Source organism: Aurantiacibacter aquimixticola (assembly GCF_003605475.1).
GTDB classification, from domain to species: domain Bacteria; phylum Pseudomonadota; class Alphaproteobacteria; order Sphingomonadales; family Sphingomonadaceae; genus Alteraurantiacibacter; species Alteraurantiacibacter aquimixticola_B.
In genome coordinates this window covers 57,845-83,198 of sequence record NZ_RAHX01000001.1, presented here as the reverse complement: position 1 = coordinate 83,198, position 25,354 = coordinate 57,845, and the positions used below count along the sequence as shown (strand labels likewise).

The 25,354-nt window shown below is 63.7% G+C and carries 31 protein-coding genes; 8 read left to right on the top strand and 23 right to left on the bottom strand.

Going from position 1 to position 25,354, the window contains the following annotated elements; all coding sequences use genetic code 11:
* Positions 1-10: 10 nt before the first annotated feature.
* The 3 genes from D6201_RS00440 to D6201_RS00430 all read right to left on the bottom strand — a co-directional run bounded on the left by D6201_RS00440 (position 11) and on the right by D6201_RS00430 (position 2,945).
* Positions 11-811 (bottom strand): tetratricopeptide repeat protein, encoded by an 801-nt coding sequence (locus tag D6201_RS00440; RefSeq protein ID WP_133303913.1) that lies wholly within the window; start codon positions 809-811, stop codon positions 11-13.
* Positions 812-924: 113 nt separating this feature from the next.
* A complete protein-coding gene (locus tag D6201_RS00435; RefSeq protein WP_120046914.1) occupies positions 925-2,088 on the bottom strand; it encodes a glycosyltransferase in 1,164 nt (387 codons plus the stop codon).
* On the bottom strand, positions 2,085-2,945 hold the full coding sequence (locus D6201_RS00430) for an alpha/beta fold hydrolase (RefSeq protein ID WP_120046913.1): 861 nt from the start codon (positions 2,943-2,945) through the stop codon (positions 2,085-2,087). Before D6201_RS00430 ends, D6201_RS00435 begins: the two co-directional genes overlap by 4 nt.
* A gap of 65 nt (positions 2,946-3,010) precedes the next feature.
* Between D6201_RS00430 and D6201_RS00425 the strand changes: the two genes are divergently transcribed.
* The 3 genes from D6201_RS00425 (at position 3,011) to rarD (ending at position 7,045) form a co-directional block, all read left to right on the top strand.
* Positions 3,011-4,417 carry a protein adenylyltransferase SelO family protein gene (locus tag D6201_RS00425; protein WP_120046912.1) on the top strand — a complete coding sequence of 469 codons (1,407 nt, stop codon included), beginning with the start codon at positions 3,011-3,013 and terminating at the stop codon, positions 4,415-4,417.
* Between the two features lie 64 nt (positions 4,418-4,481).
* On the top strand, positions 4,482-5,900 hold the full coding sequence (astD, locus tag D6201_RS00420) for a succinylglutamate-semialdehyde dehydrogenase (RefSeq protein WP_242447374.1): 1,419 nt from the start codon (positions 4,482-4,484) through the stop codon (positions 5,898-5,900).
* Positions 5,901-6,130: 230 nt separating this feature from the next.
* Positions 6,131-7,045, top strand: coding sequence for an EamA family transporter RarD (gene rarD / locus D6201_RS00415; protein WP_120046910.1), 915 nt, complete (start codon positions 6,131-6,133; stop codon positions 7,043-7,045).
* On the opposite strand, the gene pyrC is transcribed toward rarD, so the two are convergent.
* Both pyrC and D6201_RS00405 read right to left on the bottom strand, forming a co-directional pair.
* A complete protein-coding gene (gene pyrC, locus D6201_RS00410; RefSeq protein WP_120046909.1) occupies positions 7,033-8,070 on the bottom strand; it encodes a dihydroorotase in 1,038 nt (345 codons plus the stop codon). The genes rarD and pyrC overlap by 13 nt on opposite strands.
* On the bottom strand, positions 8,067-8,891 hold the full coding sequence (locus tag D6201_RS00405) for a patatin-like phospholipase family protein (RefSeq protein WP_120046908.1): 825 nt from the start codon (positions 8,889-8,891) through the stop codon (positions 8,067-8,069). Before D6201_RS00405 ends, pyrC begins: the two co-directional genes overlap by 4 nt.
* 38 nt (positions 8,892-8,929) lie before the next feature.
* Between D6201_RS00405 and ygfZ the strand changes: the two genes are divergently transcribed.
* Positions 8,930-9,658, top strand: a complete 729-nt coding sequence (ygfZ, locus tag D6201_RS00400; protein ID WP_120046907.1) for a CAF17-like 4Fe-4S cluster assembly/insertion protein YgfZ — start codon at positions 8,930-8,932, stop codon at positions 9,656-9,658.
* On the opposite strand, the gene D6201_RS00395 is transcribed toward ygfZ, so the two are convergent.
* On the bottom strand, positions 9,655-10,251 hold the full coding sequence (locus tag D6201_RS00395; protein ID WP_120046906.1) for a TetR/AcrR family transcriptional regulator: 597 nt from the start codon (positions 10,249-10,251) through the stop codon (positions 9,655-9,657). The two genes, ygfZ and D6201_RS00395, sit on opposite strands and share 4 nt — an antisense overlap.
* Positions 10,252-10,310: 59 nt before the next feature.
* On the opposite strand from D6201_RS00395, the gene D6201_RS00390 reads away from it, so the two are divergent.
* Complete coding sequence (locus tag D6201_RS00390) at positions 10,311-11,162, top strand: metal-dependent hydrolase (protein WP_120046905.1); 852 nt, start codon at positions 10,311-10,313, stop codon at positions 11,160-11,162.
* A gap of 4 nt (positions 11,163-11,166) precedes the next feature.
* Here D6201_RS00390 and D6201_RS00385 read toward each other — a convergent pair whose 3' ends face one another.
* The 3 genes from D6201_RS00385 to rplU form a co-directional block, all read right to left on the bottom strand.
* Positions 11,167-11,703 (bottom strand): GNAT family N-acetyltransferase, encoded by a 537-nt coding sequence (locus tag D6201_RS00385; protein ID WP_120046904.1) that lies wholly within the window; start codon positions 11,701-11,703, stop codon positions 11,167-11,169.
* A gap of 173 nt (positions 11,704-11,876) precedes the next feature.
* A complete protein-coding gene (gene rpmA / locus D6201_RS00380; protein ID WP_120046903.1) occupies positions 11,877-12,146 on the bottom strand; it encodes a 50S ribosomal protein L27 in 270 nt (89 codons plus the stop codon).
* 12 nt (positions 12,147-12,158) lie between these two features.
* Positions 12,159-12,692: a 50S ribosomal protein L21 gene (rplU, locus tag D6201_RS00375; protein WP_120046902.1), complete on the bottom strand. Its 534-nt coding sequence runs from the start codon at positions 12,690-12,692 to the stop codon at positions 12,159-12,161.
* Between the two features lie 197 nt (positions 12,693-12,889).
* Here rplU and D6201_RS00370 point away from each other — a divergent pair, with 197 nt between their 5' ends.
* Together D6201_RS00370 and D6201_RS00365 are read left to right on the top strand one after the other, a co-directional pair.
* The gene (locus D6201_RS00370; protein ID WP_120049101.1) at positions 12,890-13,396 is read left to right on the top strand and encodes a hypothetical protein; all 507 of its coding nucleotides are present in this window, start codon (positions 12,890-12,892) and stop codon (positions 13,394-13,396) included.
* Entirely contained in the window at positions 13,393-14,070 is a 678-nt protein-coding gene (locus tag D6201_RS00365; RefSeq protein WP_120046901.1) for a Crp/Fnr family transcriptional regulator, read from the top strand. The genes D6201_RS00370 and D6201_RS00365 overlap by 4 nt, the downstream gene beginning before the upstream one ends.
* A gap of 29 nt (positions 14,071-14,099) precedes the next feature.
* Here D6201_RS00365 and D6201_RS00360 read toward each other — a convergent pair whose 3' ends face one another.
* From D6201_RS00360 to D6201_RS00335, 6 genes are all read right to left on the bottom strand, one after another.
* Positions 14,100-14,531: a hypothetical protein gene (locus tag D6201_RS00360; RefSeq protein WP_120046900.1), complete on the bottom strand. Its 432-nt coding sequence runs from the start codon at positions 14,529-14,531 to the stop codon at positions 14,100-14,102.
* Between the two features lie 63 nt (positions 14,532-14,594).
* A complete protein-coding gene (locus tag D6201_RS00355; RefSeq protein WP_120046899.1) occupies positions 14,595-15,053 on the bottom strand; it encodes a molybdenum cofactor biosynthesis protein MoaE in 459 nt (152 codons plus the stop codon).
* A 3-nt stretch (positions 15,054-15,056) separates the two neighbouring features.
* Positions 15,057-15,299 carry a MoaD/ThiS family protein gene (locus D6201_RS00350; RefSeq protein ID WP_120046898.1) on the bottom strand — a complete coding sequence of 81 codons (243 nt, stop codon included), beginning with the start codon at positions 15,297-15,299 and terminating at the stop codon, positions 15,057-15,059.
* A complete protein-coding gene (gene moaA, locus D6201_RS00345) occupies positions 15,299-16,300 on the bottom strand; it encodes a GTP 3',8-cyclase MoaA (protein WP_120046897.1) in 1,002 nt (333 codons plus the stop codon). Before moaA ends, D6201_RS00350 begins: the two co-directional genes overlap by 1 nt.
* A 181-nt stretch (positions 16,301-16,481) precedes the next feature.
* Positions 16,482-16,787 carry a Rossmann fold domain-containing protein gene (locus D6201_RS00340; protein WP_120046896.1) on the bottom strand — a complete coding sequence of 102 codons (306 nt, stop codon included), beginning with the start codon at positions 16,785-16,787 and terminating at the stop codon, positions 16,482-16,484.
* A complete protein-coding gene (locus D6201_RS00335) occupies positions 16,784-17,155 on the bottom strand; it encodes a dihydroneopterin aldolase (protein ID WP_120046895.1) in 372 nt (123 codons plus the stop codon). The genes D6201_RS00340 and D6201_RS00335 overlap by 4 nt, the downstream gene beginning before the upstream one ends.
* Before the next feature lie 124 nt (positions 17,156-17,279).
* On the opposite strand from D6201_RS00335, the gene D6201_RS00330 reads away from it, so the two are divergent.
* Positions 17,280-18,065 carry a DUF1499 domain-containing protein gene (locus D6201_RS00330; RefSeq protein WP_165853461.1) on the top strand — a complete coding sequence of 262 codons (786 nt, stop codon included), beginning with the start codon at positions 17,280-17,282 and terminating at the stop codon, positions 18,063-18,065.
* Here the strand turns inward: D6201_RS00330 and D6201_RS00325 are convergent, their stop codons facing one another.
* From D6201_RS00325 to ctaD, 8 genes are all read right to left on the bottom strand, one after another.
* The gene (locus D6201_RS00325) at positions 18,066-18,959 is read right to left on the bottom strand and encodes a class I SAM-dependent methyltransferase (RefSeq protein WP_120046893.1); all 894 of its coding nucleotides are present in this window, start codon (positions 18,957-18,959) and stop codon (positions 18,066-18,068) included.
* Positions 18,959-20,359 carry a threonine synthase gene (gene thrC, locus D6201_RS00320; RefSeq protein ID WP_120049100.1) on the bottom strand — a complete coding sequence of 467 codons (1,401 nt, stop codon included), beginning with the start codon at positions 20,357-20,359 and terminating at the stop codon, positions 18,959-18,961. Before thrC ends, D6201_RS00325 begins: the two co-directional genes overlap by 1 nt.
* 44 nt (positions 20,360-20,403) lie before the next feature.
* Positions 20,404-20,979, bottom strand: coding sequence for an SURF1 family cytochrome oxidase biogenesis protein (locus tag D6201_RS00315; protein WP_120046892.1), 576 nt, complete (start codon positions 20,977-20,979; stop codon positions 20,404-20,406).
* 16 nt (positions 20,980-20,995) lie between these two features.
* The gene (locus tag D6201_RS00310; protein WP_120046891.1) at positions 20,996-21,826 is read right to left on the bottom strand and encodes a cytochrome c oxidase subunit 3; all 831 of its coding nucleotides are present in this window, start codon (positions 21,824-21,826) and stop codon (positions 20,996-20,998) included.
* A 65-nt stretch (positions 21,827-21,891) separates the two neighbouring features.
* The gene (locus D6201_RS00305) at positions 21,892-22,473 is read right to left on the bottom strand and encodes a cytochrome c oxidase assembly protein (protein ID WP_120046890.1); all 582 of its coding nucleotides are present in this window, start codon (positions 22,471-22,473) and stop codon (positions 21,892-21,894) included.
* Complete coding sequence (locus D6201_RS13135) at positions 22,473-22,598, bottom strand: hypothetical protein (RefSeq protein ID WP_277949470.1); 126 nt, start codon at positions 22,596-22,598, stop codon at positions 22,473-22,475. Before D6201_RS13135 ends, D6201_RS00305 begins: the two co-directional genes overlap by 1 nt.
* Entirely contained in the window at positions 22,595-23,518 is a 924-nt protein-coding gene (locus D6201_RS00300; RefSeq protein ID WP_120049099.1) for a heme o synthase, read from the bottom strand. The genes D6201_RS13135 and D6201_RS00300 overlap by 4 nt, the downstream gene beginning before the upstream one ends.
* An 80-nt stretch (positions 23,519-23,598) precedes the next feature.
* On the bottom strand, positions 23,599-25,317 hold the full coding sequence (gene ctaD / locus D6201_RS00295) for a cytochrome c oxidase subunit I (RefSeq protein ID WP_120046889.1): 1,719 nt from the start codon (positions 25,315-25,317) through the stop codon (positions 23,599-23,601).
* Between the last annotated feature and the right edge of the window lie 37 nt (positions 25,318-25,354).

Below are 25,354 nucleotides of genomic sequence, written 5' to 3'. Positions count from 1 at the left end.
TGGTCTGCTTTCATTCGGCCGGCTGAGCGGCCGTTTGCTGCGCCGCGCCGGGCGCACCCGGTCCGTCACCGACAAGTTCTGCCAGCGCGGCATCGACATCCTCGATAGCATCGAAGCCGATCGAGCCGGCAAGCTGGCGCGTGCGGCTACGGATGGATTGCGGCACGTTTTCATTTTTGGAAATCGCTACGAGAAGCGGCCCTGCCTGATCGCGCTGGCCGAGCGCGAGATAGGCGTGCGCGACGAGCTCTCCCGCGCTGCCGTAATAGGGATTGTCCGGCTGGGCGAGCGGCCCGAGACGGTCGATCACGGCCTGCGGCTGAAGATCGTCATATTGCGCGGTGACGGCGCGGATCGCGGCGATGTCGCGGATTTCCGCTGGCAGTTCGCCATTGTCGGCGACAGCGTTGAACAGCGTCGCCGCTTCATCGGCTTGCCCGCGCTCCGCAGCGATGCCGGCCCGCATCATGGTTGCCATCGCAGCGGCGCCATCGTCGCCATCGGTGAGAGCCGACAGTTCGGTATCGGCGATGCCGGCATTGCCCGCTTCCAGTTCGTCCAGCGCCTGCACGAGACCTTCGGACTGCCCCTGCAGACGGCTCTCCGTCTGGTTCTGCCAGAAGAGATAGCCCCCGAATGCGGCGAGCAGAAGGACGATGGCGATCCCGAGCGGCACGCCGTACTTCTTGGCGAAAGTGGTCGCCTGGTCCTGACGCACGGCCTCGTCGACTTCGCGCATGAGCATTTCCTGCTCGCGATCGGGTTTGCCGGGAGTCTGGACGGGTTTCGCGGGTGTGGAAGCTTTGGCCAAGGCTGTTCGTCTGTCTATCTATCGGTTTGGTTCGAACTGGCGCGCTGTTAGGCGCTGCTGACGCCCTTTTCAATCGAAGAGGAGAGAGTGTCCCCGCTCCGGTGAATGGTGGCTTAAGCTTCCCGCGCCGGAGCGGAGGCTGCTGGGCGCGGATATTTGTCCATCAGCCCCCAGTAAAGGCCCCGATACCGCTCGATCATCTTGCGCTCGTCAAATTCCTCGCGCGCCTTTTTCTTGTTCGCCGCGCCGATGCGCTTGCGCTCCGCCGGATCGGCGGCAAGCTGCGCGAGCGATCGTTCCAGCGCCCGCTCGTCACCCGGATCGACCAGCAAGGGGCCGTTCTCGCTCGACACCATCGCACCGATATCGCCGACGCGCGGCGCGACGATCGGCAAGCCAGCCGCCATCGCCTCGACCACGGAGATGGGAAACTGTTCGGACTGGCTGGACAGTGCGAAGACATCGAACAGGCCGACGAGTTTCTGCGGATCGGACACGAAGCCGGGCAGATGAACGCGGTCCTCCACGCCGATGCGCTCGGCCTCGGCCAGCAGCACCTCGCGCTCCGGCCCTTCCCCGGCAATCACGAGCTGCCATTCCATCGGCAGACCTTCGATCGTGCGCACCAGCATGTCCTGCTGCTTGACCGCGCGCAGGCCCGCGAGCGATCCAACCCAGAATTCGCCCTTGCGTTTAAGCAGGCGCGGCAGGATGTCGCGCTTGGGCGGCGCGGCAAAGGCGCGGGTGTCGATCCCGTTGGGAATGCGCCTCACCCGGCTGCGCGGCTGGTCCCAGACATTGAGTGCGATATCCTCCAGCGTCGCCGACGGCACAACGAGCGCCGCCGTCCGCCCCAAAGCGATGCGCCGATACCAGTTCCGGCGACGCTTCAGCCGCCCCGCCTCGTCCTCGTTGAAGCCGTCCTCGTGATGCACGAGGGGCGGCAACTTGTACGCATCGGCAAAGATGGTGTGCGCCATCACCGCGTCGATCGCGCCCCAATTGTATGTGCAGATCAGGTCATACCCCGCCATCGCCTTTGCAATCGCGGCCAGCCGACCCGGCGTGGGCCTGCCAGTGAGCGACGGGAATTTCGGCCAGCGGACCTTCACCTTTTTGGCGATCATGTATGCGGCACCGCGCCTGTCCAGATCGCCCGAAACAATCGAATGCTCCGCCGCCTTGCCCCATTCGTTCATCAGCCTGACGCTGCGCAGCTCCTTGCCGCCTGCATCGAAGGTGGAGTGCAGGTGCAGGATCCTGGGCGATTTGGTCATGCGACTTTCCCCAGCAGGCGAGCAATGGCGGCCTGAGCCTCCGGCTCCTCGAGCGTGGGCGCATGGCCGACGCGGGGCACGGTTACGGCATCGACATTCGGCAATTCGCGCTCCATCCGGGCCAGCGTCTCATGAGAGAGAATATCCGACAGCTCTCCGCGCAACGCCAGCACCGGTGTGTCGTCAAGTTTCGCGTAGACGGGCCACATGTCGAAAGGCTCGGCAGGCGGATCGGAGAACGGTTCCGCAATACGCATATCGTAATCGAAGGTAATGCGCCCGCTACCGCCCACCACCATCAGTCGCTTTGCCAGCCGCAGCCAGTCCTGTGTCGCGTAATCGGGATAAGCGAGCAGGTTGGTCTCACGCAGAGCGCGGGCGGCGTGCATCCAGGTCGGGAAGCTGCGGCCCTGGCCAACATAATCGCGAATGCGAGCAAGGCCCTCTTCCTCGATCGTCGGCCCGATATCGTTCAGCACCACGCCCGCAAATCGCTCGGGGGTCTGAGCGGCCCACAGCATGGAGACGATGCCGCCAAGGGATGTTCCGACGGCCACGACACGCTCCAGCTTCTCCTGCTCGAACAGCGCGGCAATGTCCTGCACGTACTGCGCAGGCGTGTAGCTGGCGGCGTCCTTCGCGTAATCGCTCTTGCCCCTGCCACGCAGGTCCACGCAGATGATCCGCCATTCGCCGGCAAAGGCTTCGGCAACCGGCTCGAAATCGCGGACGTTGCGGGTGAGGCCGGGGATGCAAAGAATCAGCGGACGGTCGTCACGTCCCGGATAATCGCGGAAGTGCAATGTCAGCCCATCGCCGCTCTGCCAGCTGCCATCCCGATAGGCTTGATCGCCCACGCTCGCTCCCTCGCGCAAAAATGCCCGGCTTGCGGGCCGGGCCTTCGAGGGCCACTAATGATGGCATGCGCGCCGAACCGCAACCTTCAGAATATCGCCCAAGCATAAAAGTTCGCAAGGTGGCGGGTTTTCTCGCCGATCCGGTTGAAGCGGCGCAGTTTCCGCAAACCGAGCTACGCTTTCGCAATGACAGGTGGGACGAGGCTGTCGGTCTTGGTGCCATGCCGAACACAGACTTTGTCCGCCATTTCGGTAAGTTCATGCCATTGCCGGACAATCTGCCTCAGCCGCTCGCATTGCGTTACCACGGGCACCAGTTCCAGACTTACAATCCTGAAATCGGCGACGGGCGCGGCTTTCTCTTCGCACAATTGCGGGATGGGCAGGACCGGCTGCTCGACCTGGGCACCAAGGGAAGCGGGACGACGCCCTATAGCCGCTCGGGCGATGGCCGGCTGACGTTGAAAGGGGCGGTGCGCGAAATCCTTGCGACCGAAATGCTGGAGGCGCTGGGGGTCTACACCTCGAAGACCTTTGCCGTTGTCGAGACCGGCGAAGAGCTCTGGCGCAATGACGAGCCCTCGCCCACCCGCTCAGCCGTCCTGACCCGGCTGAGCCACGGACATGTCCGTATCGGCAGTTTCCAGCGATTGATGGCGCTGGAAGAGCATGCGGCGCTGGCAAAGCTTGTCGATTACTGCCTCGAAGCATTCCCTGGGCCGCCGCCGCCCGCCGATGCGCCCGGCAGGGACGAGCCCGCCATCATATTGATGCATCAGGTGACCGAGCGCCTAGCCGATCTTGCCGCCAGCTACATGGTCGCCGGCTTCGTTCATGGCGTGCTCAACACCGACAACATGAATATCAGCGGCGAAAGCTTCGATTACGGGCCGTGGCGCTGGCTGCCGGAATGGGACCCCCGCTTCACCGCTGCCTATTTCGATCAGACGGGTCTCTACGCCTTCGGTCGCCAGCCCGACGCGATCCGCTGGAATCTCGGCCAGTTCGCCATCGCCCTGCGTCCCTTGGCGGAGAGCCAGCCTTTAATCGCCGCGCTGGAGCGTTTCGGGGCGCTCTACGGCGAAGCGATGATGCGGCGCTTTGCGTGGCGATTGGGCGTCGAACAGCGTGGGCCTGCGCGCGACGCGGCACTTATCGAAGCTGCCGAAGTGACGATGCGCAAAGAGGGGATCGGCCCGGACCATTTCTTCCACCGCCATCGCGGCGGGCGCGGTGCAGCCGGAAAGCTGGCCGAAGCGCTGGAAGGGTACGCAGATGTCGGCAGCGAGGATAGCTATTGGAATGCGCACGATCCGCAAGCCATGCTCATCGACGAGGTCGAAGCGATCTGGGCCGCGATCGACAAGCGCGACGATTGGCAGATGTTGAGAGACAAGGTCGCCGCGATAAGGCGGTTGGGCGATGCACTGGGGGAACCGCCCGCACCGCGAGGCCATGCGTCCACAATGTGACTTTGCTTCCCTTCTCGCTTCGCTCTAAGAACTTGCGCCAAAGATAATGGGAAGGTCGCCGATTTTGGCATCACGACAGGAATTGGTCTCTTTCGAGCCTGCGACAGGCACGGAATTGTGGCGCGGCGAGCATGGCGATGTCGATGCGCTGGTCGCGCGCGCACGCAAGGCCTGGCCGAAATGGGCAGCTCTGCCGCACGCCAATCGTATCGAGCTCGCCCGGCGCTTCGCCAATGAAGTGCGCAAGGACGAGGATGAGCTTGCCGACCTTATTGCGCGCGAAACCGGCAAGCCGCTTTGGGAGGCGAAAACCGAAGTCCAGGCCGTCATCGCCAAGGTCGAGATCTCGATCACCGCCTATGCCGAGCGGACCGGACAGCGAAGGCTCGACAGCGCATTGCAGGGCGTCGCTGCGCTACGGCACAAGCCGCACGGCGTGATGACGGTGCTAGGGCCATACAATTTCCCCGCGCATCTGCCCAACGGCCACATCGTGCCCGCCCTGATTGCGGGCAATGTCATTATCTTCAAGCCGTCTGAAAAGACCCCCGCGGTCGGAGAAAAGCTGGTTCAGCTGCTCAATCGCTGCGGACTTCCCGAAGGCGTCGTGCAATTGCTGATCGGCGGGCCCGAAGAGGGCAAGGCGATGGTCGCGCATGACGATGTCGATGGCGTGCTGTTTACCGGCTCCGCCCAGGTCGGCATCGCAATCAATCGCAAGCTGGCGACCGAGCCGGGCAAAATCGTCGCGCTCGAAATGGGCGGCAACAATCCGATCGTGGTCTGGGACACGCCGAAGGTGAAGGATGCGGCGGCGCTGATCATGCAATCGGCCTTCACCACCGCTGGTCAGCGTTGCACCGCCGCGCGGCGGCTCATCGTGAAATCGTCCATGTATGACGAGGTAATCGCTGAAACGAAGAAGCTGGCGGACCGGATGATCATCGGCGGGCCGTTCGAAGAACCCGCACCTTTTATGGGCCCGGTGATCGACAATGCGACGGCCGATCAGCTGACCGAAAGCTTTGTCTACCTGCTTAGCCACGGCGGCAAGGCAATCAAGCATATGCGCCGCATCGAGGACGATCTTCCGTTCCTGACGCCCGGCCTGATCGACACGACGGCGATGGCGGAGCGGCCTGATGTCGAACTCTTCGGCCCGCTGTTGCAGGTGATCCGCGTGGACGAATTCGACGAGGCTATCGCCGAGGCGAACGATACGCGCTTTGGCCTTTCCGCCAGCCTCGTAGGCGGAACGCCGCAACAGTATAATCGCTTCTGGGCCAATATCCGCGCCGGCATCGTCAACTGGAACCGGCCGACCAACGGAGCGTCAAGTGCCGCCCCGTTCGGCGGCATCGGCTTGTCGGGCAATCATCGTCCGGCCGCCTATTACGCAGCCGATTATTGTGCCTACCCGGTGACGAGCACCGAAATGCAGCAACCCCGCGCCAGCGTTGGGGTGGGCTTCACCGAGAAGTGAGATTTGAAAAGTTCAAGGCGCCCGTGCCGCTAAGCACGAGCGCCTTGGCGCGACCCCTCACAAACACGACCCGGGGGCCGCGCAGCCGGAGCGATCCAACAGGGGAAGACCGCCCGGAAACTCTATCTCTCTATCGGAGCTTGCCGCCGCTTATATCGTGGCCATGCTGAACCCACCGCAACTGCGCGGAAAGCTTGTGGGCAGCCACCGATATGTCTAGCGGCGCACGGATGACGGACGGCGACATCTCCCGCGGCAGAGCGCTCGCCTACGGGCTCGGCGCTCACCTGTTCTGGGGCTCCATGCCGCTATACCTGCTGCTGGTGCAGGCCGTGCCCGCTGGCGAGTATGTCGCGTGGCGCACGCTCCTGACATTGCCGATCTGCCTTGCCGTCGTCTGGCATCTCGGACGCGCTGAGCACCTCAAGAAATGCCTCACCGATCGCACGACTTTGCTGAAATTGCTCGCCAGCTCCGCGCTGATCGCGATCAATTGGTGGGTCTATGTCTGGGCCATCCAGTCCGAGTATGTCTATGCGGCGAGCTTGGGATATTACATCCTGCCGATCGTCATCATGGTGCTCGGCCTCGTGTTTCTCGGAGAGCGCTTGTCGCGCCTGCAATGGTGCGCCGTAGGGCTGGCGGCCATCGGCGTCGCGGCGCTGGCGAGTGGGGCGCTTACGACCCTGTGGATCAGTCTCGTCCTCGGGCTCAGCTTCGCTTTCTACGGTCTCATCCGCAAGACTGTCGCCGCTGGCCCGCTGGAGGGATTGACGGTGGAGGCGATCATCCTGCTGCCACTCGTTCTCGCCTATCTAGGCTGGAGCGCGGCAACGGAAGATGGCCTCGCCTTCGGGCGCGATGGCTGGGAAACGGTGGGCATCCTTCTCGGCGGTCCGATGACGGCAATCCCGCTGATCCTGTTCGCCGCCGCCGCACGCGCCTTGCCCTACACGACGATCGGCTTCATCCAGTTCACCGCACCGACACTCGTCTTCCTGCTCGGCCTGACAGTGTTCGACGAGGCGCTGAAGCCTGCGCAGCTTATCTGCTTCATTGCAATTTGGAGTGCGGTTGCGATCTTCAGCTGGGACATCTGGCGAAAATCGCGCGCGTCCCGGCTCGCGACGGCTCAGCCGGTGTAGGTCCAGCCCAACGTCTCGCCCGCGTGGAAGGGCACGAGCCGAACTTCTCCCGCATCCACAATGTCTGGCACGGCACAATCGCGCTTTTCGAGCGTGATGGTGTTCGCATTCACCGGCAGACCATAGAATGCCGGACCATATAGCGAAGCGAAGCCTTCAAACCGCTCCAGAGCGTCTTCCTCCTCAAACACCGCAAGATAGCTTTCGAGCGCGTAGGGCGCGTTGAAGATACCCGCGCACCCGCAGGCGCTTTCCTTGGCTTCTCTCGCATGGGGCGCGCTATCCGTGCCAAGGAAGAATTTCGGATTGCCAGAAGTCGCTGCCTTGCGCAGAGCCAGACGGTGCTTCTCCCGCTTCGCAACCGGCAGGCAATAGGCGTGCGGACGGATGCCCCCCACTAGCATTGCGTTGCGGTTGATATGAAGATGCTGCGGTGTGATCGTCGCCGCGACGTTGTCTCCCTGCCCTTCCACGAAGCGCACCGCGTCCTCGGTCGTAATGTGCTCGAAGACGACCTTCAACGCGGGCAAGTCGGCCAGCAGCGGCGCGAGAACGCGTTCGATAAAGACGGCCTCTCGGTCGAAAATGTCGATGTCGGCGCTGGTCACCTCGCCATGAACGCACAGCACCATGCCGATCTCGGCCATCATCTCCAGCACGCCGCGGATGTTCGCGACATCGGTCACGCCGCTGTCTGAATTCGTCGTCGCGCCAGCCGGATAGAGCTTGGCGGCTGTAAAGACGCCTTCGGCGAAGCCGCGCCGTATGTCAGCTGGGTCGGTCTTGTCGGTCAGGTAGCAGGTCATCAACGGCTCGAACGCCATGCCTTCCGGCACCGCCGCGAGGATCCGCTCTCGATAGGCGCGCGCGGCATCGGCTGTCGTCACCGGCGGACTGAGATTGGGCATGACGATCGCGCGAGCAAACTGGCGCGCGGTATGCTCGGCCACGCCTTCCAGCATCTCCCCATCGCGCAGGTGAACGTGCCAATCGTCGGGACGCCTGATGGTGAGCGATTGGGTCATGAATCCTCTTTCTGCTTGGCCAGCCAGGCTTCGCCGTCACGCTCGCCCTGGTCCCACGTATCGGTCACTTTGCTGGCATCGGTGAAGTCGATCTTGTCCGCTGCCACTTCGCGGCTCGGCTGGACATAGGTGCGATGGCGAGTCTGCGGCAGGTTGCGATAGCGGCTGGTGAGCAGAACGAGCGTTTCGCCACGGCTGCTGCTCGGCAATGGCGCCTTGTCGAACATTCCGCCGTCGAGGACGCGTTTGCCATCCCAGTCGGGCACATCGAATACGGGCGGGATCGTCGCCGCGGCACAGATCAGATCGACCAAACGGCCGTCTCGCGCCGCCTGCCGGGCATCGACGCACAGATGCTGTAGCCCCGCCGCAGTGGTCATCGTGAGGTGCGGCGTGGATCGCACTGCCTGGTCGAGCTTGTAGAGAACGCCGTAAAGCGCCGCTGCGGCACGCGGGGCGACGTGCTTCGGAGGGACGGAGAGGTATACCTCATAGACCGGCCCTGCCATGATTCGCTCGATCGCTTCCTGGTCGAGCGTCACCTCCACCACGGCACGATAGATTTCCTGATGCGGCGTGAAATTGCTGCTGTCGGCATCGACATTGGACGAATTGTGGCGAAAGGCTTCGCTCATCACGGCAAGCAGATCGGTTTCTCGCCCGCCGATCCAGGTCGCCGCGCTCAGCGCGCCGCCCGATGCGCTGCTGATCCGGGCCGGACGCACATCCTCGAAATCGCCGACGACGCTCATAAATCCGCCATGCCAGAAGCAGCGAATGCCGCCCCCGGAAAACACCACCTGATCGTATGCGCGCATCATCGCATTGCCTATGTCGCCACCCGCCCTATCTGTCACCCATGAATCAGGCCAGATTGACCGATCGCGCGGTGGTGCGCGTGTCTCCGCAGGACGGCGCCGAGGATAGCGCGGCTTTCCTCCAAGGCTTGCTGACCAATGACGTGACAGGTGAAACGCCCGTCTATGCCGGATTGCTTACGCCGCAGGGCAAGGCGATGTTTGACATGTTCGTCTGGCGCGATGGGATGGACATGCTGCTCGATTGCGAAGCCGCCCACGCACAGGAACTGGCCAAAAGGCTGTCGCTCTATCGGCTGCGGCGCAAGATCGCGATCGAGGTCGATCCGACACTTGCGGTGTATTGGAGCGCTTCGCCCGCAGAGGGTTTTGCACCCGATCCGCGCCTGTCCCACCTCGGTTTCCGGCGCATCGGCGCTGTGGAGGAGATCTCTGCCGGTGACAACGATTACCGCGCACATCGACTGAAGCATGGCGTCGCAGAGGGACAGGGCGAACTCGGCGACATCCTGTGGCTGGAAACCAACGCTGCGGAACTGAACGGCGTGAGCTTTTCCAAGGGCTGCTATATCGGGCAGGAAAACACAGCGCGGATGAATTGGCGGCAAAAGGTCAACCGCCGGCTCGTCGTGGTGCCTTTGGATCGATCGGAAGAGAAACGGTGCAAGGCGGAATATCCCGATCTGGGCCTCGCCGTCGATCACCTGCGCGTCGTCGATATCGCGCCGGATCTTGTCCCGGACTGGATGCAGCTGGAGACCGAAGCCTAGACCGAGACGCCATTGCTCAGAAAACCGGCGACGAGGATTTCCTCTGCCCGTTCCCGCGCAACCGAACGCTTGACCGACAACGTCTCTGCCAGCTGCTCTCCGACCAGCGCGTCTCCCAACGCCAGCAGGACGATGGTGAAAGTCGTCTCGTGCATTTTGAGCTCGCCGGAAGCGTGGGTCTCTTCGGGGTGGAGATCGTGCACCAGTTTGTGAATCGCCTCGATTATCGGGTCGAGCGCGTCCTCATTGCCCGAGGCGAGCATCCAGCTGGCCAAGGCCCCTCCACCCTCGCGCCCGAAGGCATCGAAAGTCAGGTCGACGACTTCGCGCGGGCTGCCGATCCCGGCGCGGGTTGCCTCGACCGCATCCATGATGGAATTGCACACCGTCTGCGCCAGGTGGCGGGCAAGCTCCTTCTGCAGCCCGGCGGCGCTGCCGAAATGGTGCAGAAGGTTGGCATGCGTGCGCCCCACCCGGCCCGCGACGGCTTTCAGCGTCACCGCCTGTGGGCCCGCCTCGATCAGCAAGACCCGCGCAGCTTCCAGCGCAGCGGCGCGGCTTTCCTCGGGACTCAGACGCTTCCTTGTTGACATGAGTGTCAGTTTCCTATTTACACTGCTGTCAGTCCAGCATGTGTTACAGAGGCGAGACTATGACTGCGCATCCCCACTGGCAAGCCGAGCGCCGCGCCGAAACGACGCTGACCGTGCGGAACCTGCGCTTTGCGCGTGATGTGAGGAGGGAGCGTGGCCTGGATCCCGTCGCTTCGGCCTGGTTCGCCGCGCTTTCCGCCAGCTTCCCGCGCGGCGAAGCCATGTTCATCGATGCCGTGAAGCTGCACCGCGATGGCGTATCCGAACCGCTGGCGAGCGAGATCCGCGATTTCGTCAAGCAGGAAGTCAATCACTCGCGAGAACACCTCGCTTTCAATCGCGCGATTGCCGATGCCGGTTACGAGATGGACGTGATCGACGAGCGCATCGCCGATCTTGTCGCCGATACGCACAAGGCGCCGCCCATCGTGCAGCTCGCCATCACAGCCGCGCTCGAGCATTTCACGGCGATGTTCGCGCACGAATTCCTGAAATCGCCGGATCGCCACATCAGCCACGGCATGGGTGATCCGGAACTCTGGGCTTGGCACTCGGTCGAGGAAATCGAGCACAAATCCGTCGCTTACGACACCTGGTTACACGCGACACGCGATTGGCCCGATCGCAAGCGGTGGCTTTTGCGAAACATCGTCATGCTGCGCGTTACCGTCCGGTTCCTGCGTAATCGCATGCGCGACGCGCTCGATCTGCTGGCGCAGGACGGCATCACCGGTCTCGGCGCGCGACTGCGGTTGATCCGTTACCTGACAGTAAGCCCCGGCATGCTGCGCCGGATCGCCCGGCCATGGCTCGCCTGGTTCAAGCCAGGCTTCCACCCGTGGGATATCGACGATCGCGATCTGATCGAGCGGTGGGAAAGCGCTCAGCAGCGCGAAACCGAAACCGCCTGAACGATCATGCAGCTTGTGGATGCGCCATCGGCATCCGGCGGATATAGCGCCGCGTCGGCACTTGCTCTCCGCCTCGTCCCGCACAGGCTGTCAGACGCACCTCTCCAGTTTCCGCGAAGCCCAGCTTGCGAAGCACACGGCCGCTCGCCGGATTGTCGAGAAAATGACCCGCGCCGACTGCCTCGATCCCAAGTGCATCGGTGATTGCCAGCACACCGTGCGCGGCCTCTGTGGCGTAGCCTCGCCCCTGCCACGCCTCCCCTATCCAGTAGCCTAGCTCGAAAGCACCTTCCTCGTCCGGGTCGAAACCGATCAGCCCGATCAGCGGTGCTTCGCGCGTTTCGGGAAGGGTGATGGCGAAGCGATGCCCATCGCCATCGGCCGCTCCTGCGCAAAAGCTGCGCGCGTCCTCCTCGCCATACGGCCAGGGCGCGCGGGCAAGATTGCGCACGATGCCGGGGACCGCGATGCCGCGAAAGACGCCGCGCCAGTCTTCGGGAAATATCGGCCGCAGGAACAGCCTCTCGGTACGCATGAACATCTTGCTTCTCCCTCATGCCCCGGCGCCCGCCTCCATTGGGCTGCCGATGCGTCAAAACGAGGAAAGAGAATCAAAAAAGGAGACGGGGCGGCCCCATCTCCTTCCAGCTTTTCGGATTGTCATGTTCCGAAAGGGGCCATCCCGGTGGACGGCCCCTTCATCGGATCGTCCGTTTATTCGGCAGCTTGCGCCATGGCATCGACCGAAACGTATTTGCGGCCAAGCTTGCCATCGTGGAATCGCACGACGCCTTCGACGAGCGCGAACAGCGTGTGGTCCTTGCCCATCCCGACATTGCTGCCCGGATAGAACTTGGTGCCGCGCTGGCGCACGATGATGTTGCCCGGAATAACTTCCTGGCTGCCGAACTTCTTCACACCGAGGCGACGACCGGCCGAATCGCGACCGTTACGCGATGAACCGCCTGCTTTCTTATGTGCCATCGTTCGTGATCCTTACTTCTTGTCGGCCGACTTGTCGGCACTCTTCTTGGTTGCGGCGGCCTTCTTGGGCGCAGCCTTTTTGGCGACCGGCTTCTTGGCAGTAGCTTCCTTCTTGGCAGCGGCCTTCTTCGCTGGAGCCTTCTTCGTTTCGGCCTTCTTGGCCGGAGCGTTCTTCGCCTCGGTCGCGGCTTCCTTCTTGGGAGCCTCTTCCTTCTTCGGCGCGGCCTTCTTGGCGGCAGCCTTCTTGCCTTCGCCGACACCCACGATGCGCAGCAGCGTCATCTGCTGGCGGTGGCCGTTCTTGCGGCGATAGTTGTGACGGCGACGCTTCTTGAAGACGGTGACCTTCTCAGACTTGGCCTGAGCAATGATTTCCGCCGAGACCGTGACCTTGGAAGCATCCGCCATGTCGGCGCCCTCGCCGGCCAGCAGGACATCGCCCAGCGTGATCGTCTCACCAGCGTCACCCGCCAGTTTCTCGACTGCGATCTTGTCTCCTTCGGCGACGCGATACTGCTTGCCGCCCGTGCGCACTACTGCGAACATGGTGCCTAATTCCGTTTATCTGGTGTTCCCGCACCCGCATCAGCGGGGCAACAACAAAAAGGGCGCCCATAAGGGCACCGCGAAGAACGCCGCCGTTACGCCAAGCGTATTGGGCTGTCAACCGCTCGCTGGGCCGAAAACGCGTCATTTGCGCGCTGGATAACGCTCCTTTGGCGATGTAGGGCCAGGAGGTGATGATGCAAGCGCGCCGAGCCATTCAATGCGCTCTTTTCGGAGCCCTCCTGCCACTTCTGGCAGGCTGCGCCGCACCCGACGGCGAATATCCCTCGCTGGCGATTCGCGATGCCGAACGCATCACCGGCACTATCGAGCCGGAGCCGTATGTTCCGCCGCCACCTGCGCCGGCGGTGCTATCGAGAACGGAGGATTTGGTCGACGCAGCGCGGGCAGCCCACGGTCGTTTCCTTGCCGCCGTACCGGAAGCGCGCCGCCGTGCGAACGCCGCGCAAGGCGCCGGGATCGGAAGCGAAGCGTGGTCCGTCGCACAGGTCGCGGTGGCCGGCCTGGAAACGCATCGCGGCGAGGTGATGATCTCGCTTGCAGACCTCGACAGGCTCTATGTCGCAGCTTCGAGCGAAGGCGAAGCCATCGCGCCCATCGCCGATGACCGCGCCGCCGTTGCCACGCTGGCCGAAGAGGAGGATGCGGTGATCGCCGAGTTGCTCGCCGCGATCGGACGATGAGCCTTTCCTGCAGCACGTGCCCGGTGCGCGACAGCGCCGCCTGCGCCGTGCTCAGCGAAGAAGAGCGTGCCGAACTCGCACATGCCGGAACCGCCCGGCAGCTTGGCCGCGGAGAGACGCTGTTCAGGGCGGGAGACCGGGATGCGGCCTGTGCGACGCTGATCAGCGGCGCGCTGAAAGTCACGAGCTTCGATGCCGAGGGCAAGGAGCGCATCCTGGCGCTGATACACCCCGCAGGGTTTGTCGGCGAGCTTTTCGCGCCCTTTCCATCGCATGACGTCGTTGCATTGACCGATTGCCGCCTGTGCGTTTTCGCCCGTACGAGCATGGAAGCGGCTCTGGACAAGCATCCGGCGCTATCCCGGGCGTTGCTTCGAAGAGCGCAGGACGATCTGCATGCCGCCCGCGACCTGCTCGCGCTCGGATCAGGCTGCAGTGCCGATGCGCAGGTCGGTGCGCTGGTGCTGGCCATGGCCCGTGCGGCAAGCGATTCGCCGTGCCATCCGGCAGCGCGTTTCGACCTTCCGCTGACGCGCTGCGAGATGGCCAGCATGCTTGGCCTGACGATAGAGACCGTGAGCCGCTCGCTTTCGCGGTTGGAAAAGGATGGAGCCATACAGCGCAAAGGAACGCGTGGGATCGAACTGCTCGATCCCACGCGTTTGGAGGAGTGACGCCCAACGGGCGGGTCGCACAAGACCCGTCAGACGAGGGCGGCTATCGTCACCGCGATCACTCCCCACAGAAAGATCAGCACCGGCAGGATGAGCACCTGCACCGTCGCATCGCGGGCGCTGGTGCGGCCGAATGGAGTCATGATGCCGTCCTGCTTGAAGCGCGCCCAGCTCGTGGCCCTCGCAGGGTTCTCCGGCGCGAGCCGCGTCCATATCCCCGGCACGCCGAAGCCGGCCACCACGAACAGCACGAAAATTGCCGCGGGCAACACCATTTCGGGATGGGCGAAGCCTTTCGCCATCAGCGCGATATACGCCAGGAACAGCCCCACGGTGGCGACATACAGCCTCGTCGGCAGTTCGAATGTCCGATCGATGGGTGCATTGCGGATGTAGCGCGGTGGGACCACGTGAATGTCGGCAGCCTCGGCAATCTGTTCGCGGGTGAGTTGTTCGGCCATGAGAGGTCTCCTTCCTGTGAGGAGCCTACTAGACCGATTCGCGCATCCGCGCCTTGATCTGGATCAAATCTTCCAGCGCGCAAGATCGGCGCGGTCCTGATCGCGCGGTTCTATCCAGTGCCATGCGCCCTGCTGCCCGGTGCCGCGGCGCTCGCGTTTCCAGAACCAGCTTTCGGACTTCAGGTGATCCATGCAGAAATCGACCGCTTCGAAGGCGTCCCTCCGATGGCGCGCGGCAGCGGCGACGAGCACGATCGGTGAGCGCGGCCGTAGCTTGCCCACACGATGGTGGATCAGCAGCCCGTCGAGCGCCCAGCGCGCCTCCGCCTGCTCCGCCAGCGCTTTCATGCCAGGCAGGGTAAGCGGCGCATAGTGCGTGATCTCGAGCACCTTGACGTCACCATCGGGCCGCACCTTGCCGACGAAGCTGGCGATCGCGCCCGCTTCCGGATGGGCCTTCGCAAACAGGCCGAGCGCCTTGCCGGGCGAGAAGCCCGTTTCCAGCAATTGCACATCGCGCATGGATCAGCCCCCGCTGACCGGCGGCAGCAGCGCGACCTCCGCGCCTTCACCCGCATCGAGCGCCGTCTTGTCGCCCAGCACATCGCCATCGACAGCGACGCGGACCGTATCCTGCCGGGCGGCATCGGCAAGCTCGGGGCCGAGCGCGTCGAGCAGCCGCCGCCAATCGACAGGCGCGTCCAGTGTCATCCCCGGATCGTCCGCCAGGTCGGCCAGCTTGCCGAGCAGGATCACGCGCACCGCCATCAGCCGCCGGTCACCGACATGTGTCGCCCGACAGTCGGTGCGACACCGGGCGCGATGCGGAAGTGGTGGCGTTCCGGCTTCAGCCGCATTGCCGCGTCCAGCGCCCCGTCCAGCCGCGCATCCGGTGCGTCGGAGCGTAGCGCCGCACGCAGATCCACGCTCTCCGCGCCGCCCAGGCAGCCATAGAACTGGCCTGTGGCAGTGACACGCACGCGGTTGCAGGAGGCACAGAAGTTGCGCGTGAGGGGAGTGATGAAGCCGAGTTGTCCGCCCGTCTCCGCCACCTTAACGTAGCGCGCAGGGCCGCCAGTGCTCCCTGCCAGTGGCACAAGTGTGAAGCGTGCCTCCATCGCATCGCGGACCGCGGTCAGTGGCAGGTAGTGCTCTGCGCGTTCGCCATCCACCTCGCCCAGCGGCATCGCTTCGATCAGCGTGAGATCGTGGCCCTCACCATGCGCCCATTCCATCAGCGATGGGAGTTCGGCTTCGTTCAACCCCTTCAGCGCGACCGCATTCAGCTTGACGCGCAGGCCAGCCGCCTTCGCAGCGGCAATGCCTTCCAGCACCCTCACCAGCGCATCGCGCCGTGTAAGCCGGGCGAACAGCGCGGGGTCGAGAGTGTCGAGGCTGACATTGACGCGCTTTACACCGGCCGCCGCCAGCGCTTCGGCATGTTCCGACAATTGCGTGCCATTGGTGGTGAGCGTCAGTTCCTCAAGCCCAGTACCCAAACGGCGGCCCAAAGCGCGCACCAGGTCCATGACATCGCGTCGGACCAGCGGTTCACCGCCGGTCAGCCTGATCTTGGTCACGCCGCGATCGATGAAGGCGAGCGCAAGGCGGTGCAGTTCCTCGAGTGTCAGCACTTCGGCCTTGGGCAGAAAGCGCATGCGTTCGGGCATACAGTATGCGCATCGCAGATCGCAGCGATCGGTGACCGACAGCCGCAGGTAGGTGACGCGCCGGTCGAAGCGGTCGATCAGGGGAGCGGGCGCGGTCATCACCACCCTTGTGCCGGTCCCGAGCGCGCGTGGCAATCGGCAAGGGTGTGACAAGTGTGACAGTGTCCTGGAGCCAAAGTTTTCTGCGGTTTTCCTGCTTGGGCCAGGAGCGATGCGATGAGAGTGGTGGGAGCCATTCATGCGCCAGCGATGGGCGAACCGACACGCTGTAGGAAAGCGTTCAGGCGAGAGAGAAGATCTGTCCCGTTACGCCAGGTGCGCGCTCGAGGTAAGTGGCGGCCTGCTCCAGCCCCTCGCCCGCAGGCCCGACCACCGCATTCACCCTGCCTGGAACGCCTTCGCGCGCCAGTTCCTCCACGGCCGCGCGGCGCCAGCTGTCATGCGTATGGTCCGCATGATCGAACAGTATCACGAGATCGCCCGGCGCCAATGCCCGCGCTTCGGCAACTAATCGCGTGGAAAACGCCGCAGCGGCATCGAGCGGCGCTTCTGGCAGGCCGCGCGCTTCCAGTCGGTGCGCACTCACCCGCGCCGCTCTCGCGTAAGGGTGATGCCGATGCGCTCATCAGCCTCGCTCAGTGCCAGCTTTACGATCTTCACCTCCACCTGCTCGATCCGCTTGTCCTGCAGGAACAGCGTTTCGCAGACATTATCGGCCACGGCTTCGATAAGCTTGTAATGCCGATCGCCAAGTGCCTCGGAACAGGCGAATTTCAGGTCCATGTAATTCTTGCTCTCGTCCAGCGATGTATCGGCGTCGTAGAAATCGAGCGCTTTCAGCTTTGCCCGCACCGTGAAGCGCAAGGGTTGCGGCTTGCCGGTTTCCTCCGAGTAAATCCCGGTATGCACATCGTGCTCGAAATCGGCGAGTTCGAGGTAGAGACTGTCGGACATGGCGGCGGGGCATGACAGCGGGGCCGAAGCTTGGCAAGCGGGAGCCTATTGCCCGCGCAGCGCGTTAGAATTTGCACGATCGCCGCTGCGAGCGCATCGCCGACAGCGACACAGGGAGAATTTCGTGAACGAGACCACCGACACAACCGCCACCGAACCGGCAGGGACCAGCAAGGGAAAGAGCCGCATCACGCAGCTGATCGGCAAGTTCGCGCTTGGCGGCGCGCTTCTCGTGCTGCTGATCGGGATCGGCTCGCTGATCCTCGCGCGCTACGGCCTGATCGACAAAATCACCGGCTTTCGCGGTTTCATGTACATGATGTGGCCGATGATCGCCCTGTTCGTTGTCGCGGTCGTCGGCATTGTCATGGGTCTGCTGCGCAAGCGCGGTGCGGGCTGGCGTTCGCCAGTGGCCCTCGTGCTGAGCGTAGTGACGCTTGGCGTCATCTACACGCAAGTGATTGCGCCGGCACGCGCGCACCCGCCGCTGCATGACATCTCGACCGATCTCGAGGAGCCGCCCGAGTTTCGCCAGCTCACCCTGCGGGAAGACAATCTGGTCCCGTTCAACAATATGGAGGAATGGCGTTCCGCGCACCGCGAAGGTTATCCCGATATCCAGCCCGTCGTGATCGACCGATCGCCCGAAGCCGTCCTTGCCAATGCGCGCACGCTGGCGGAGGAGCGAGGCTGGGAGATCGTCAATGTCGATCCCGCACAAGGCGTATTGGAAGCGACCGCAACGGCAGGCTTCATTCGCTTTTTCGACGATGTCGTCGTGGAAGTAACGCCCGTCGCCGATGGCAGCACACGGGTCGATATGCGCTCGGTCAGCCGCGTCGGCGTGTCCGATCTCGGCTACAATGCCGAGCGGGTGAGCAGCTTCCTCGCCGACTTGCGGAATATGTGATCAGTCGTTGCGCCAGCGCGCGAAAATGGCGGTAGGCAGCAGGCGTCCGTCCGGACCGTCCTCCTGCACCGCCAGCTCGCCGCACTCGATGTGGCCGGGCAAGTCCGCAAAGGCTTCGGTCAGCAGGCCGCCGATCGATAGCGCGCTCATCCGCACGGCATAGACGGTGAGGAAGAGAAAGCGGCTGTCGCCATCCAGCAGTCGGCGGCAGTCGCCGATCAGGCCCGGCAGGTCGTCCTCCAGCCGCCACGTCTCGTTCTTCGGACCGCGACCGAATTTGGGCGGATCGAGGATGATGCCGTCATACCGCCGCTCTCGCCGCACCTCGCGCGCGGCGAACTTGGCCGCATCGTCCACCAGCCAGCGGACAGGCGTGTCCTCCATGCCGGAGAGCCCGGCATTGTCGCGCGCCTGGGCGACCGATTTCTTGCTCGCGTCGACATGAGTAACCCGGCCGTGGCGCGACAGCGCCAGCGAGCCGACGCCGGTGTAGCCGAAGAGGTTGAGCGTTTCTGTATCCTCGCGCCCCGCTAGCTGCTCGCGCATCCAGTCCCACACGGGCGCCATGTCGGGAAAGAAGCCGAGATGGCGGAAGGGTGTGCACTGGGCGGTGAAGCGGACCTCGTTCCAGCCAAGCTGCCAGCCATCGTCCGGCACGCGCTTCTGGTAATGCCAGCGTCCGCCGCCATCCTCGTCGCTGCCGGGGATGAACTCGCCATGCGCGTCCCACTCGCTTGTCGCCAAGCGAGGCTGCCACATGGCCTGCGGCTCGGGCCGGATGAAGCGATAGTCGCCGTACCGTTCCAGCTTTCGGCCATTGCCGCTGTCGACGAGGCCGTAATCGGACCAGCCCCTGCCGGTCATGACGATGGGACTGGCGGCCACCCTAGCCATCAGCGGCTCGGCGTTGCACGCTCGGCAACGTAATCGCGCACGGTGTCGTAATCGCCCGGCAGCGTGTCGTAGCGCTCTTGCAGATCGAACAGATTGCCGATGCGGGACGGCAAGTCCGGGCGCTGCCCGATGGCGCGCTCCACGGCGTCGGGGAATTTCGCAGGATGCGCGGTGGCCAGCGTGACAATAGGCACCGCTAGGTCGAGATCGGCCGTGCGCGCTGCGTGGAGACCGATGGCGGTGTGCGGATCGAGCACTTCGCCGCAACGCTCTGCCGCCCAGCGCATTGCTGCCGCCGTATCCTCCGGCGTGGCGCGCACGCTGGCGAAGAGGCCCGCCGCACCTTCGCGCTGGTTGTCGGTCAACTGCATGGCGCGTTCGGCATCGAAACCGCGCATCTGCTCCGCCAACGCCGCGCCGTCGCGGCCGCCGAGATCGAAGAGCAGCCGCTCGAAATTGCTGGATACCTGAATATCCATGCTGGGCGCGTCGGTGGGAGTGACTTCGCCCGCAGAATAGTCGCCGCTGGAAAGCGCACGGTGGAGTATGTCGTTGACATTGGTGGCGACGATCAGACGCTTGATGGGAAGTCCCATGCGCGCGGCGACATAGCCCGCGAATACATCGCCAAAATTGCCCGTCGGCACCGAGAACGCGATCTGGCGCTGCGGCGCACCCAATTGCAGGGCGGCGGCGAAGTAGTACACCACCTGCGCCATCAGCCGCGCCCAGTTGATGGAATTGACCGCGCCGATACGAAAGCGCTCCGTCAATGTCGGGTCGACGAACATGCGCTTCACCACGGCCTGCGCGTCGTCGAAGCTGCCGTGGATCGCGATATTGTGGACGTTCGGCGCGTGCACCGTCGTCATCTGGCGGCGCTGGACATCGCTTACCCGGCCCCGCGGATGCAGCATGAAGATATCGACGCCCTCGCGCCCGGCCACCGCATCGATAGCGGCGCTGCCCGTGTCGCCGCTGGTCGCGCCAACGATGGTAAGGTGGTCGTCGCGCTGGCTCAGAAAGCGTTCGAAAAGCCGCCCGAGCAATTGCAGCGCCACGTCCTTGAAAGCGAGCGTGGGGCCGTGGAACAGCTCGAGCAGGTGATGACGATGGTCGAGCTGGACCAGCGGGGTCACCGCCTCATGCGCGAAGGTGCCGTAAGCGGCCTCGCACAGCGCGCGCAGCTCGTCCTCGGTGAGCGACCCTGCGGTGAATGGCGCCATGACGCGCACGGCAAGTTCGGCGTAGGGCAGGCCCGCCATCGCGGCGATCTCGTCAGGGGCAAAGCGCGGCCATTCTTCCGGCACGTACAGCCCGCCATCGCTTGCAAGGCCGGCGAGGGTGACGCCCTCGAAATCAAGAACAGGCGCGGAGCCGCGGGTCGAGACGTATTTCATGCTGCGCTGCGGCGTAGCGAGCGCTGCGGTGCGCGGCAAGATGGCTAATCCCGCTCGCGCCACTTCTTTCGTAGCGCGAAGCCGTAGATCAGCAATGCCGTCAGCGCGAAAAAGAACCACTGGCCCGCATAGGCGAGGTGGTTGTTCGGCAGATCGCTCGGATCGGGACGAGCCAGCGGCTCAAGATCGGCAAGCGGCGGGTCGGCGACGACTTTGCCATTTGGGCCGAGGATTCCTATGACGCGGCCGCCGGCCCACTCCGGCGACTGCGGTCTGCGGGAAAAGCCAAGCGCCGCCTCGACGGTTTGCGGACCGACGTCGAAACACTCGGCGACATGGGCAAAGCCCTTCGCCCCTTCCGCACTGGTGCCCGCCGTGCTGCGAATGCCTAGCGGACGATTGCAATCCAGCGTGACCGGCGAATAAAGCTGCTCGCCATCGAGCACACCTTCGCGTGTAAGCTCGCGCGGTGCGACACTTTGATCGGTCTGCGAATATCGCGCGATTTGCGCCGTCTTTTCATCCGCACGGCCAAGTTGCCAGAAGCCGAGCGCGACCATGACAGCGGCGGCGGCAACCACCACCACGGTCGGGATGATCGGAATGCGGCGCTGCGTCATGCGCGCCCTTCCCTTATCAGTGAGTCTCTGCGCCCCAGCCGCCCCAGACATAGACGGCGATGAAGAGGAACAGCCAAACCACATCGACGAAGTGCCAGTACCAGGCCGCCGCTTCGAAACCGAAATGCTGGCGGGAGGTGAAGTGCCCCTTATAGGTGCGGGCGAGGCAGACAATCAGGAAGATCGTGCCGATCAGCACGTGGAACCCATGAAAGCCCGTCGCCATGTAGAAGGCGCTGGAATAGGTGTTGCCACCGAATTCGAAGGGCGCGGCGGCATATTCGTAAGCCTGGATGGCCGAGAACAGCACGCCGAGCGCGATTGTCAGCCACAGGCCTTTCTTGAGCCCGTCCCGGTCGCCATTGATCAGCGAATGGTGCGCCCATGTCACCGTGGTGCCGGAGCACAGCAGGATGATGGTGTTGAGCAGCGGCAGGCTGAACGGATCGATCACCGCCTCGATCCCGGCGGGCGGGAACTGGCCACCAATGACCTCGACAAGGTCCGTCGGGAACAAGGCGAAATCGAAGAAGCTCCAGAACCAGCCGACGAAGAACATGACTTCGGACGCAATGAACAGGATCATGCCGTATCGCATATGCAATTGGACGACAGGCGTGTGATCGCCGCGCTCGGCCTCGTTCACCACCTTGGAGAACCAGCCCCAGAAGGTCGCGATCAGGCCGGCAATGCCGATGCCGAGGACAATGCGCCAGCTCTCACCGAAATAGTCGGCGTGCATGAACATGACCATGCCACTGGTGAACACGAGCCCGGACAGCGCGCCGATCAGCGGCCAGATGTCGGGATCGAGAATGTGATAATCGTGGTTCTTGGCGCCGGCCATGTGTCTGTCCTGATCCTAGAATTTGCCCTGCCCCATAATCGCCGCACCGGCGCGGGTCCAGAGCCTTAGCTGTCGTTATCGTCTTTGATGGCTTCGTGGAAGGTGTAGCTCAGGGTGATCTGCTCCACCCCTTCCATGTTCGGGTCGTCCAGTGCTGCCGGATCGACGTAATAAAGGACGGGCATGCGCACTTCCTCGCCCGGCTGCAGCGTCTGCTCGGTGAAGCAGAAGCATTGGATCTTGTGGAAATAGCGGCCCGCCTGCTCCGGCTCGACGTTAAATGTGGCGGTGCCGGTAATCGGCTGGTCGCTATTGTTGCGAGCGGTATAGGTCGCCATGTCGCGCTGGCCGATGGCGACCGTATCGGTCACCTGCACGGGCTTGAATTCCCACGGCAGGTCGCGCGCGGTGTTGGCATCGAAACGGATCGAATAGCTCGCTCCGCCCGCGCTCGCGGCAAGGCGCGCGGCAATATCGGCCTCGGCCTCGCTCGCCACCTGTGTCGTCCCGCCGAAGCCGGTAACGCGGCAGAACAGGTCGTAGAGCGGCACTGCGGCGTAGCCCAGGCCGAGCATGCCCAGCGCCAGGCCGAACATCGCCAGCATCGTCTTGCGGTTGCGGCTTTCGAGTGTAGGGGCGCTGGCCATCAGTCGCCCATCCTCACGATGGTGATGGCGTAGAACAGCACCACGAAGCCGAGCAGCACGATGCCGAACACGGCGTTGCGAGCCTTCCGGCGGCGCTTGAATTCTTCTTCGTCCTGCGGCGTCATGCCAGCACCATCCGATCGACGACGAGCGCCGCAAAGAGCGCGAAGAGGTAGAGAATGGAAAAAGCGAAGAGCCGCTTTTCCGGCTTCATCCTGTCGTCCTCGACTGCACGGCGCGTACCGACGGGGACGGACAGCGCGAGGAACACCGCTGACAGCGCCAGCGCCGACACACCGTAAATCGCACCGGTGCCGCCAATGAACCAAGGCGTACCGGCGAGCGGCAATAGCAGCGCCGAATAGACAAGGATCTGGCGGCGGGTCGATGCTTCGCCAGCAACATTGGGCATCATCGGAATGTTGGCCGCGGCGTAATCGGGTTTCGCCCAAAGCGCGAGCGCCCAGAAATGCGGCGGCGTCCACATGAAGATGATCGCGAAGAGCAGGACCGGCATCAGCGTGATCTCGCCCGTCACGGCGATCCAGCCGATGAGCGGCGGGAAAGCGCCTGCCGCACCGCCGATGACGATATTCTGCGGCGTGCGCGGCTTCAGCCACATGGTGTAGATCACGGCATAGAAGAAGACGCTGAAGGCGAGGACGGCGGCGGCGAGCCAATGGACGGCAAGGCCCATCGTCATCACCGAAAAGCCGGAGAGCACCAGACCGAAATCGCGCGCATCCTGTCGACGCAGCGCCTTCATCGGCAGCGGCCGACCCGCAGTGCGCTTCATCTTGGCGTCGATGTCCGCTTCCCACCACTGGTTGAGCGCACCCGCTCCGCCTGCAGCGAGCGCGATGCACAGGATCGCGGTAAAGCCGATGACCGGATGAATGCTGCCCGGTGCCGCCAGCAGGCCGCACAGCGCCGTGAACACCACAAGCCGCATGACCTTGGGCTTGGTGAGCGCGAAGAAATCGCGCCAGTCGGCGGGCATGGTGGCCTGTGCCGGATTGGTGTTCGGGGCGGAAATGGCTGTCATCATCCTTCTCTTTTGCGCGAAGGGGCGCTCCGTTGCCGGCGCGCCCCTCCCCTTGTTCGTATCCCGGCGAAGGGCTGTCGTCAGGCGGTGGCCGGACGTTCGCTCAGGTGATCGTCCGCCGTGTGGTGATCCTCGATCACCGGCAGCGTTTCGAACTGATGATACGGCGGCGGGCTGGAAAGGCTCCATTCCAGCGTCGTTGCGCCTTCACCCCAGTAATTCGCCGCGGCGCGCTTGCCCGCGAAGAGGGCGAAGAACGTGTTGCCCAGCCACACCACGACCGATGCGGCCATGATGATGTAGCCGAAGCTCGCGATCTCGTTCCAGTAGGCATAGGCGGCGGTGTAATCGGGATAGCGACGCGCCATCCCCTGCAGGCCGAGGAAGTGCATCGGGAAGAAGATCCAGTTCACGCCGATGAAGAACAGCCAGAAGTGGACGTGAGCGAGAAATTCGCTGTGCCAGCGGCCGCTGATCTTGGGGAACCAGTAATACCAGCCCGCGAACATCGAGAAGACCGCGCCCATCGACAGCACATAGTGGAAGTGGGCCACCACGTAGTAAGTGTCGTGCAGGTTGTCATCGATGCCGCCATTGGCCAGCACCACGCCGGTCACACCGCCCACGGTGAAGAGGAAGATGAAGCCCAGCGCCCAGACCATCGGCGACTTGAACTCGATACTCCCGCCCCACATCGTCGCGATCCAGCTGAAGATCTTGATGCCGGTGGGCACGGCGATCACCATGGTAGCAGCGGTGAAGTACATCTTTGTGTTCACGTCGAGGCCGACCGTATACATGTGGTGCGCCCACACGATGAAGCCGACCACGCCGATCGCGACCATGGCGTAGGCCATGCCGAGATAGCCGAAGACCGGCTTGCGGCTGAAGGTCGCGACGATCTGGCTGACCATGCCGAAGCCCGGCAGGATCATGATGTAGACTTCGGGGTGGCCGAAGAACCAGAACAGATGCTGGTAAAGCACCGGATCGCCGCCGCCCGCCGCATCGAAGAAGGTCGTGCCGAAATTGCGGTCGGTGATCAGCATGGTGATCGCCGCGGCCAGCACCGGCAGAGCCAGCAGCAGCAGGAACGCGGTGACGAGCACGGACCAGACGAAGAGCGGCATCTTGTGCAACGTCATGCCCGGTGCGCGCATGTTGAAGATGGTGGTGATGAAGTTGGTCGCGCCAAGGATCGAACCCGCGCCCGCGAGGTGCAGCGAGAAGATCGCGAAGTCGACCGCGGGGCCGACCGAACCGTTGGTCGATAGCGGCGCGTAGACCGTCCAGCCGACGCCCGCGCCCAGCCCCGTACCACCCGGAACGAAGAGCGAGAACAGCAGCGAGCAGAAGCCGGCCACGGTCAGCCAGAAGGAGATGTTGTTCATGCGCGGGAACGCCATGTCCGGCGCGCCGATCATCAGCGGCACGAACCAGTTGCCGAAGCCGCCGATCATGGCGGGCATCACCATGAAGAACACCATGATCAGGCCGTGCGCCGTGATCAGCACATTCCACATGTGACCCTGTTCATCGAAGCTGGCACCGTTGCCGCCAAGGAAATCGACCAGATAGCCCATATGCTGCAGGCCCGGCGCAGCGAGCTCGGCGCGCATGAACCCCGAAATCGCACCGCCGATGATGCCCGCGATGATCGCGAAGATCAGGTAGAGCGTGCCGATGTCCTTGTGGTTCGTGGACATGAACCAGCGGGCAAAGAAGCTCGGCTTGTGATCGGCATGGCTATGCGCGTGATCGTCGCTGTGAGCCTGGAACTGGTCTGCAGTGGTAGCCATTGCTGTGGGACCTTATCGTCTAATCGTATTCGGGAAA

What these genes read in the sequence shown, in the direction of transcription:
- D6201_RS00435 (WP_120046914.1), bottom strand. Translation starts at nt 2,088, where the DNA reads ATGACCAAATCGCCCAGGATCCTGCACCTGCACTCCACCTTCGATGCA.
- D6201_RS00425 (WP_120046912.1), top strand. Translation starts at nt 3,011, where the DNA reads ATGCGCGCCGAACCGCAACCTTCAGAATATCGCCCAAGCATAAAAGTT.
- rarD (WP_120046910.1), top strand. Translation starts at nt 6,131, where the DNA reads ATGACGGACGGCGACATCTCCCGCGGCAGAGCGCTCGCCTACGGGCTC.
- pyrC (WP_120046909.1), bottom strand. Translation starts at nt 8,070, where the DNA reads ATGACCCAATCGCTCACCATCAGGCGTCCCGACGATTGGCACGTTCAC.
- D6201_RS00405 (WP_120046908.1), bottom strand. Translation starts at nt 8,891, where the DNA reads ATGATGCGCGCATACGATCAGGTGGTGTTTTCCGGGGGCGGCATTCGC.
- ygfZ (WP_120046907.1), top strand. Translation starts at nt 8,930, where the DNA reads ATGAATCAGGCCAGATTGACCGATCGCGCGGTGGTGCGCGTGTCTCCG.
- D6201_RS00395 (WP_120046906.1), bottom strand. Translation starts at nt 10,251, where the DNA reads ATGTCAACAAGGAAGCGTCTGAGTCCCGAGGAAAGCCGCGCCGCTGCG.
- D6201_RS00390 (WP_120046905.1), top strand. Translation starts at nt 10,311, where the DNA reads ATGACTGCGCATCCCCACTGGCAAGCCGAGCGCCGCGCCGAAACGACG.
- D6201_RS00385 (WP_120046904.1), bottom strand. Translation starts at nt 11,703, where the DNA reads ATGTTCATGCGTACCGAGAGGCTGTTCCTGCGGCCGATATTTCCCGAA.
- rpmA (WP_120046903.1), bottom strand. Translation starts at nt 12,146, where the DNA reads ATGGCACATAAGAAAGCAGGCGGTTCATCGCGTAACGGTCGCGATTCG.
- rplU (WP_120046902.1), bottom strand. Translation starts at nt 12,692, where the DNA reads ATGTTCGCAGTAGTGCGCACGGGCGGCAAGCAGTATCGCGTCGCCGAA.
- D6201_RS00370 (WP_120049101.1), top strand. Translation starts at nt 12,890, where the DNA reads ATGCAAGCGCGCCGAGCCATTCAATGCGCTCTTTTCGGAGCCCTCCTG.
- D6201_RS00365 (WP_120046901.1), top strand. Translation starts at nt 13,393, where the DNA reads ATGAGCCTTTCCTGCAGCACGTGCCCGGTGCGCGACAGCGCCGCCTGC.
- D6201_RS00360 (WP_120046900.1), bottom strand. Translation starts at nt 14,531, where the DNA reads ATGGCCGAACAACTCACCCGCGAACAGATTGCCGAGGCTGCCGACATT.
- D6201_RS00355 (WP_120046899.1), bottom strand. Translation starts at nt 15,053, where the DNA reads ATGCGCGATGTGCAATTGCTGGAAACGGGCTTCTCGCCCGGCAAGGCG.
- D6201_RS00350 (WP_120046898.1), bottom strand. Translation starts at nt 15,299, where the DNA reads ATGGCGGTGCGCGTGATCCTGCTCGGCAAGCTGGCCGACCTGGCGGAC.
- moaA (WP_120046897.1), bottom strand. Translation starts at nt 16,300, where the DNA reads ATGACCGCGCCCGCTCCCCTGATCGACCGCTTCGACCGGCGCGTCACC.
- D6201_RS00335 (WP_120046895.1), bottom strand. Translation starts at nt 17,155, where the DNA reads ATGTCCGACAGTCTCTACCTCGAACTCGCCGATTTCGAGCACGATGTG.
- D6201_RS00325 (WP_120046893.1), bottom strand. Translation starts at nt 18,959, where the DNA reads ATGGCTAGGGTGGCCGCCAGTCCCATCGTCATGACCGGCAGGGGCTGG.
- thrC (WP_120049100.1), bottom strand. Translation starts at nt 20,359, where the DNA reads ATGAAATACGTCTCGACCCGCGGCTCCGCGCCTGTTCTTGATTTCGAG.
- D6201_RS00315 (WP_120046892.1), bottom strand. Translation starts at nt 20,979, where the DNA reads ATGACGCAGCGCCGCATTCCGATCATCCCGACCGTGGTGGTGGTTGCC.
- D6201_RS00310 (WP_120046891.1), bottom strand. Translation starts at nt 21,826, where the DNA reads ATGGCCGGCGCCAAGAACCACGATTATCACATTCTCGATCCCGACATC.
- D6201_RS00305 (WP_120046890.1), bottom strand. Translation starts at nt 22,473, where the DNA reads ATGGCCAGCGCCCCTACACTCGAAAGCCGCAACCGCAAGACGATGCTG.
- D6201_RS13135 (WP_277949470.1), bottom strand. Translation starts at nt 22,598, where the DNA reads ATGACGCCGCAGGACGAAGAAGAATTCAAGCGCCGCCGGAAGGCTCGC.
- D6201_RS00300 (WP_120049099.1), bottom strand. Translation starts at nt 23,518, where the DNA reads ATGACAGCCATTTCCGCCCCGAACACCAATCCGGCACAGGCCACCATG.
- ctaD (WP_120046889.1), bottom strand. Translation starts at nt 25,317, where the DNA reads ATGGCTACCACTGCAGACCAGTTCCAGGCTCACAGCGACGATCACGCG.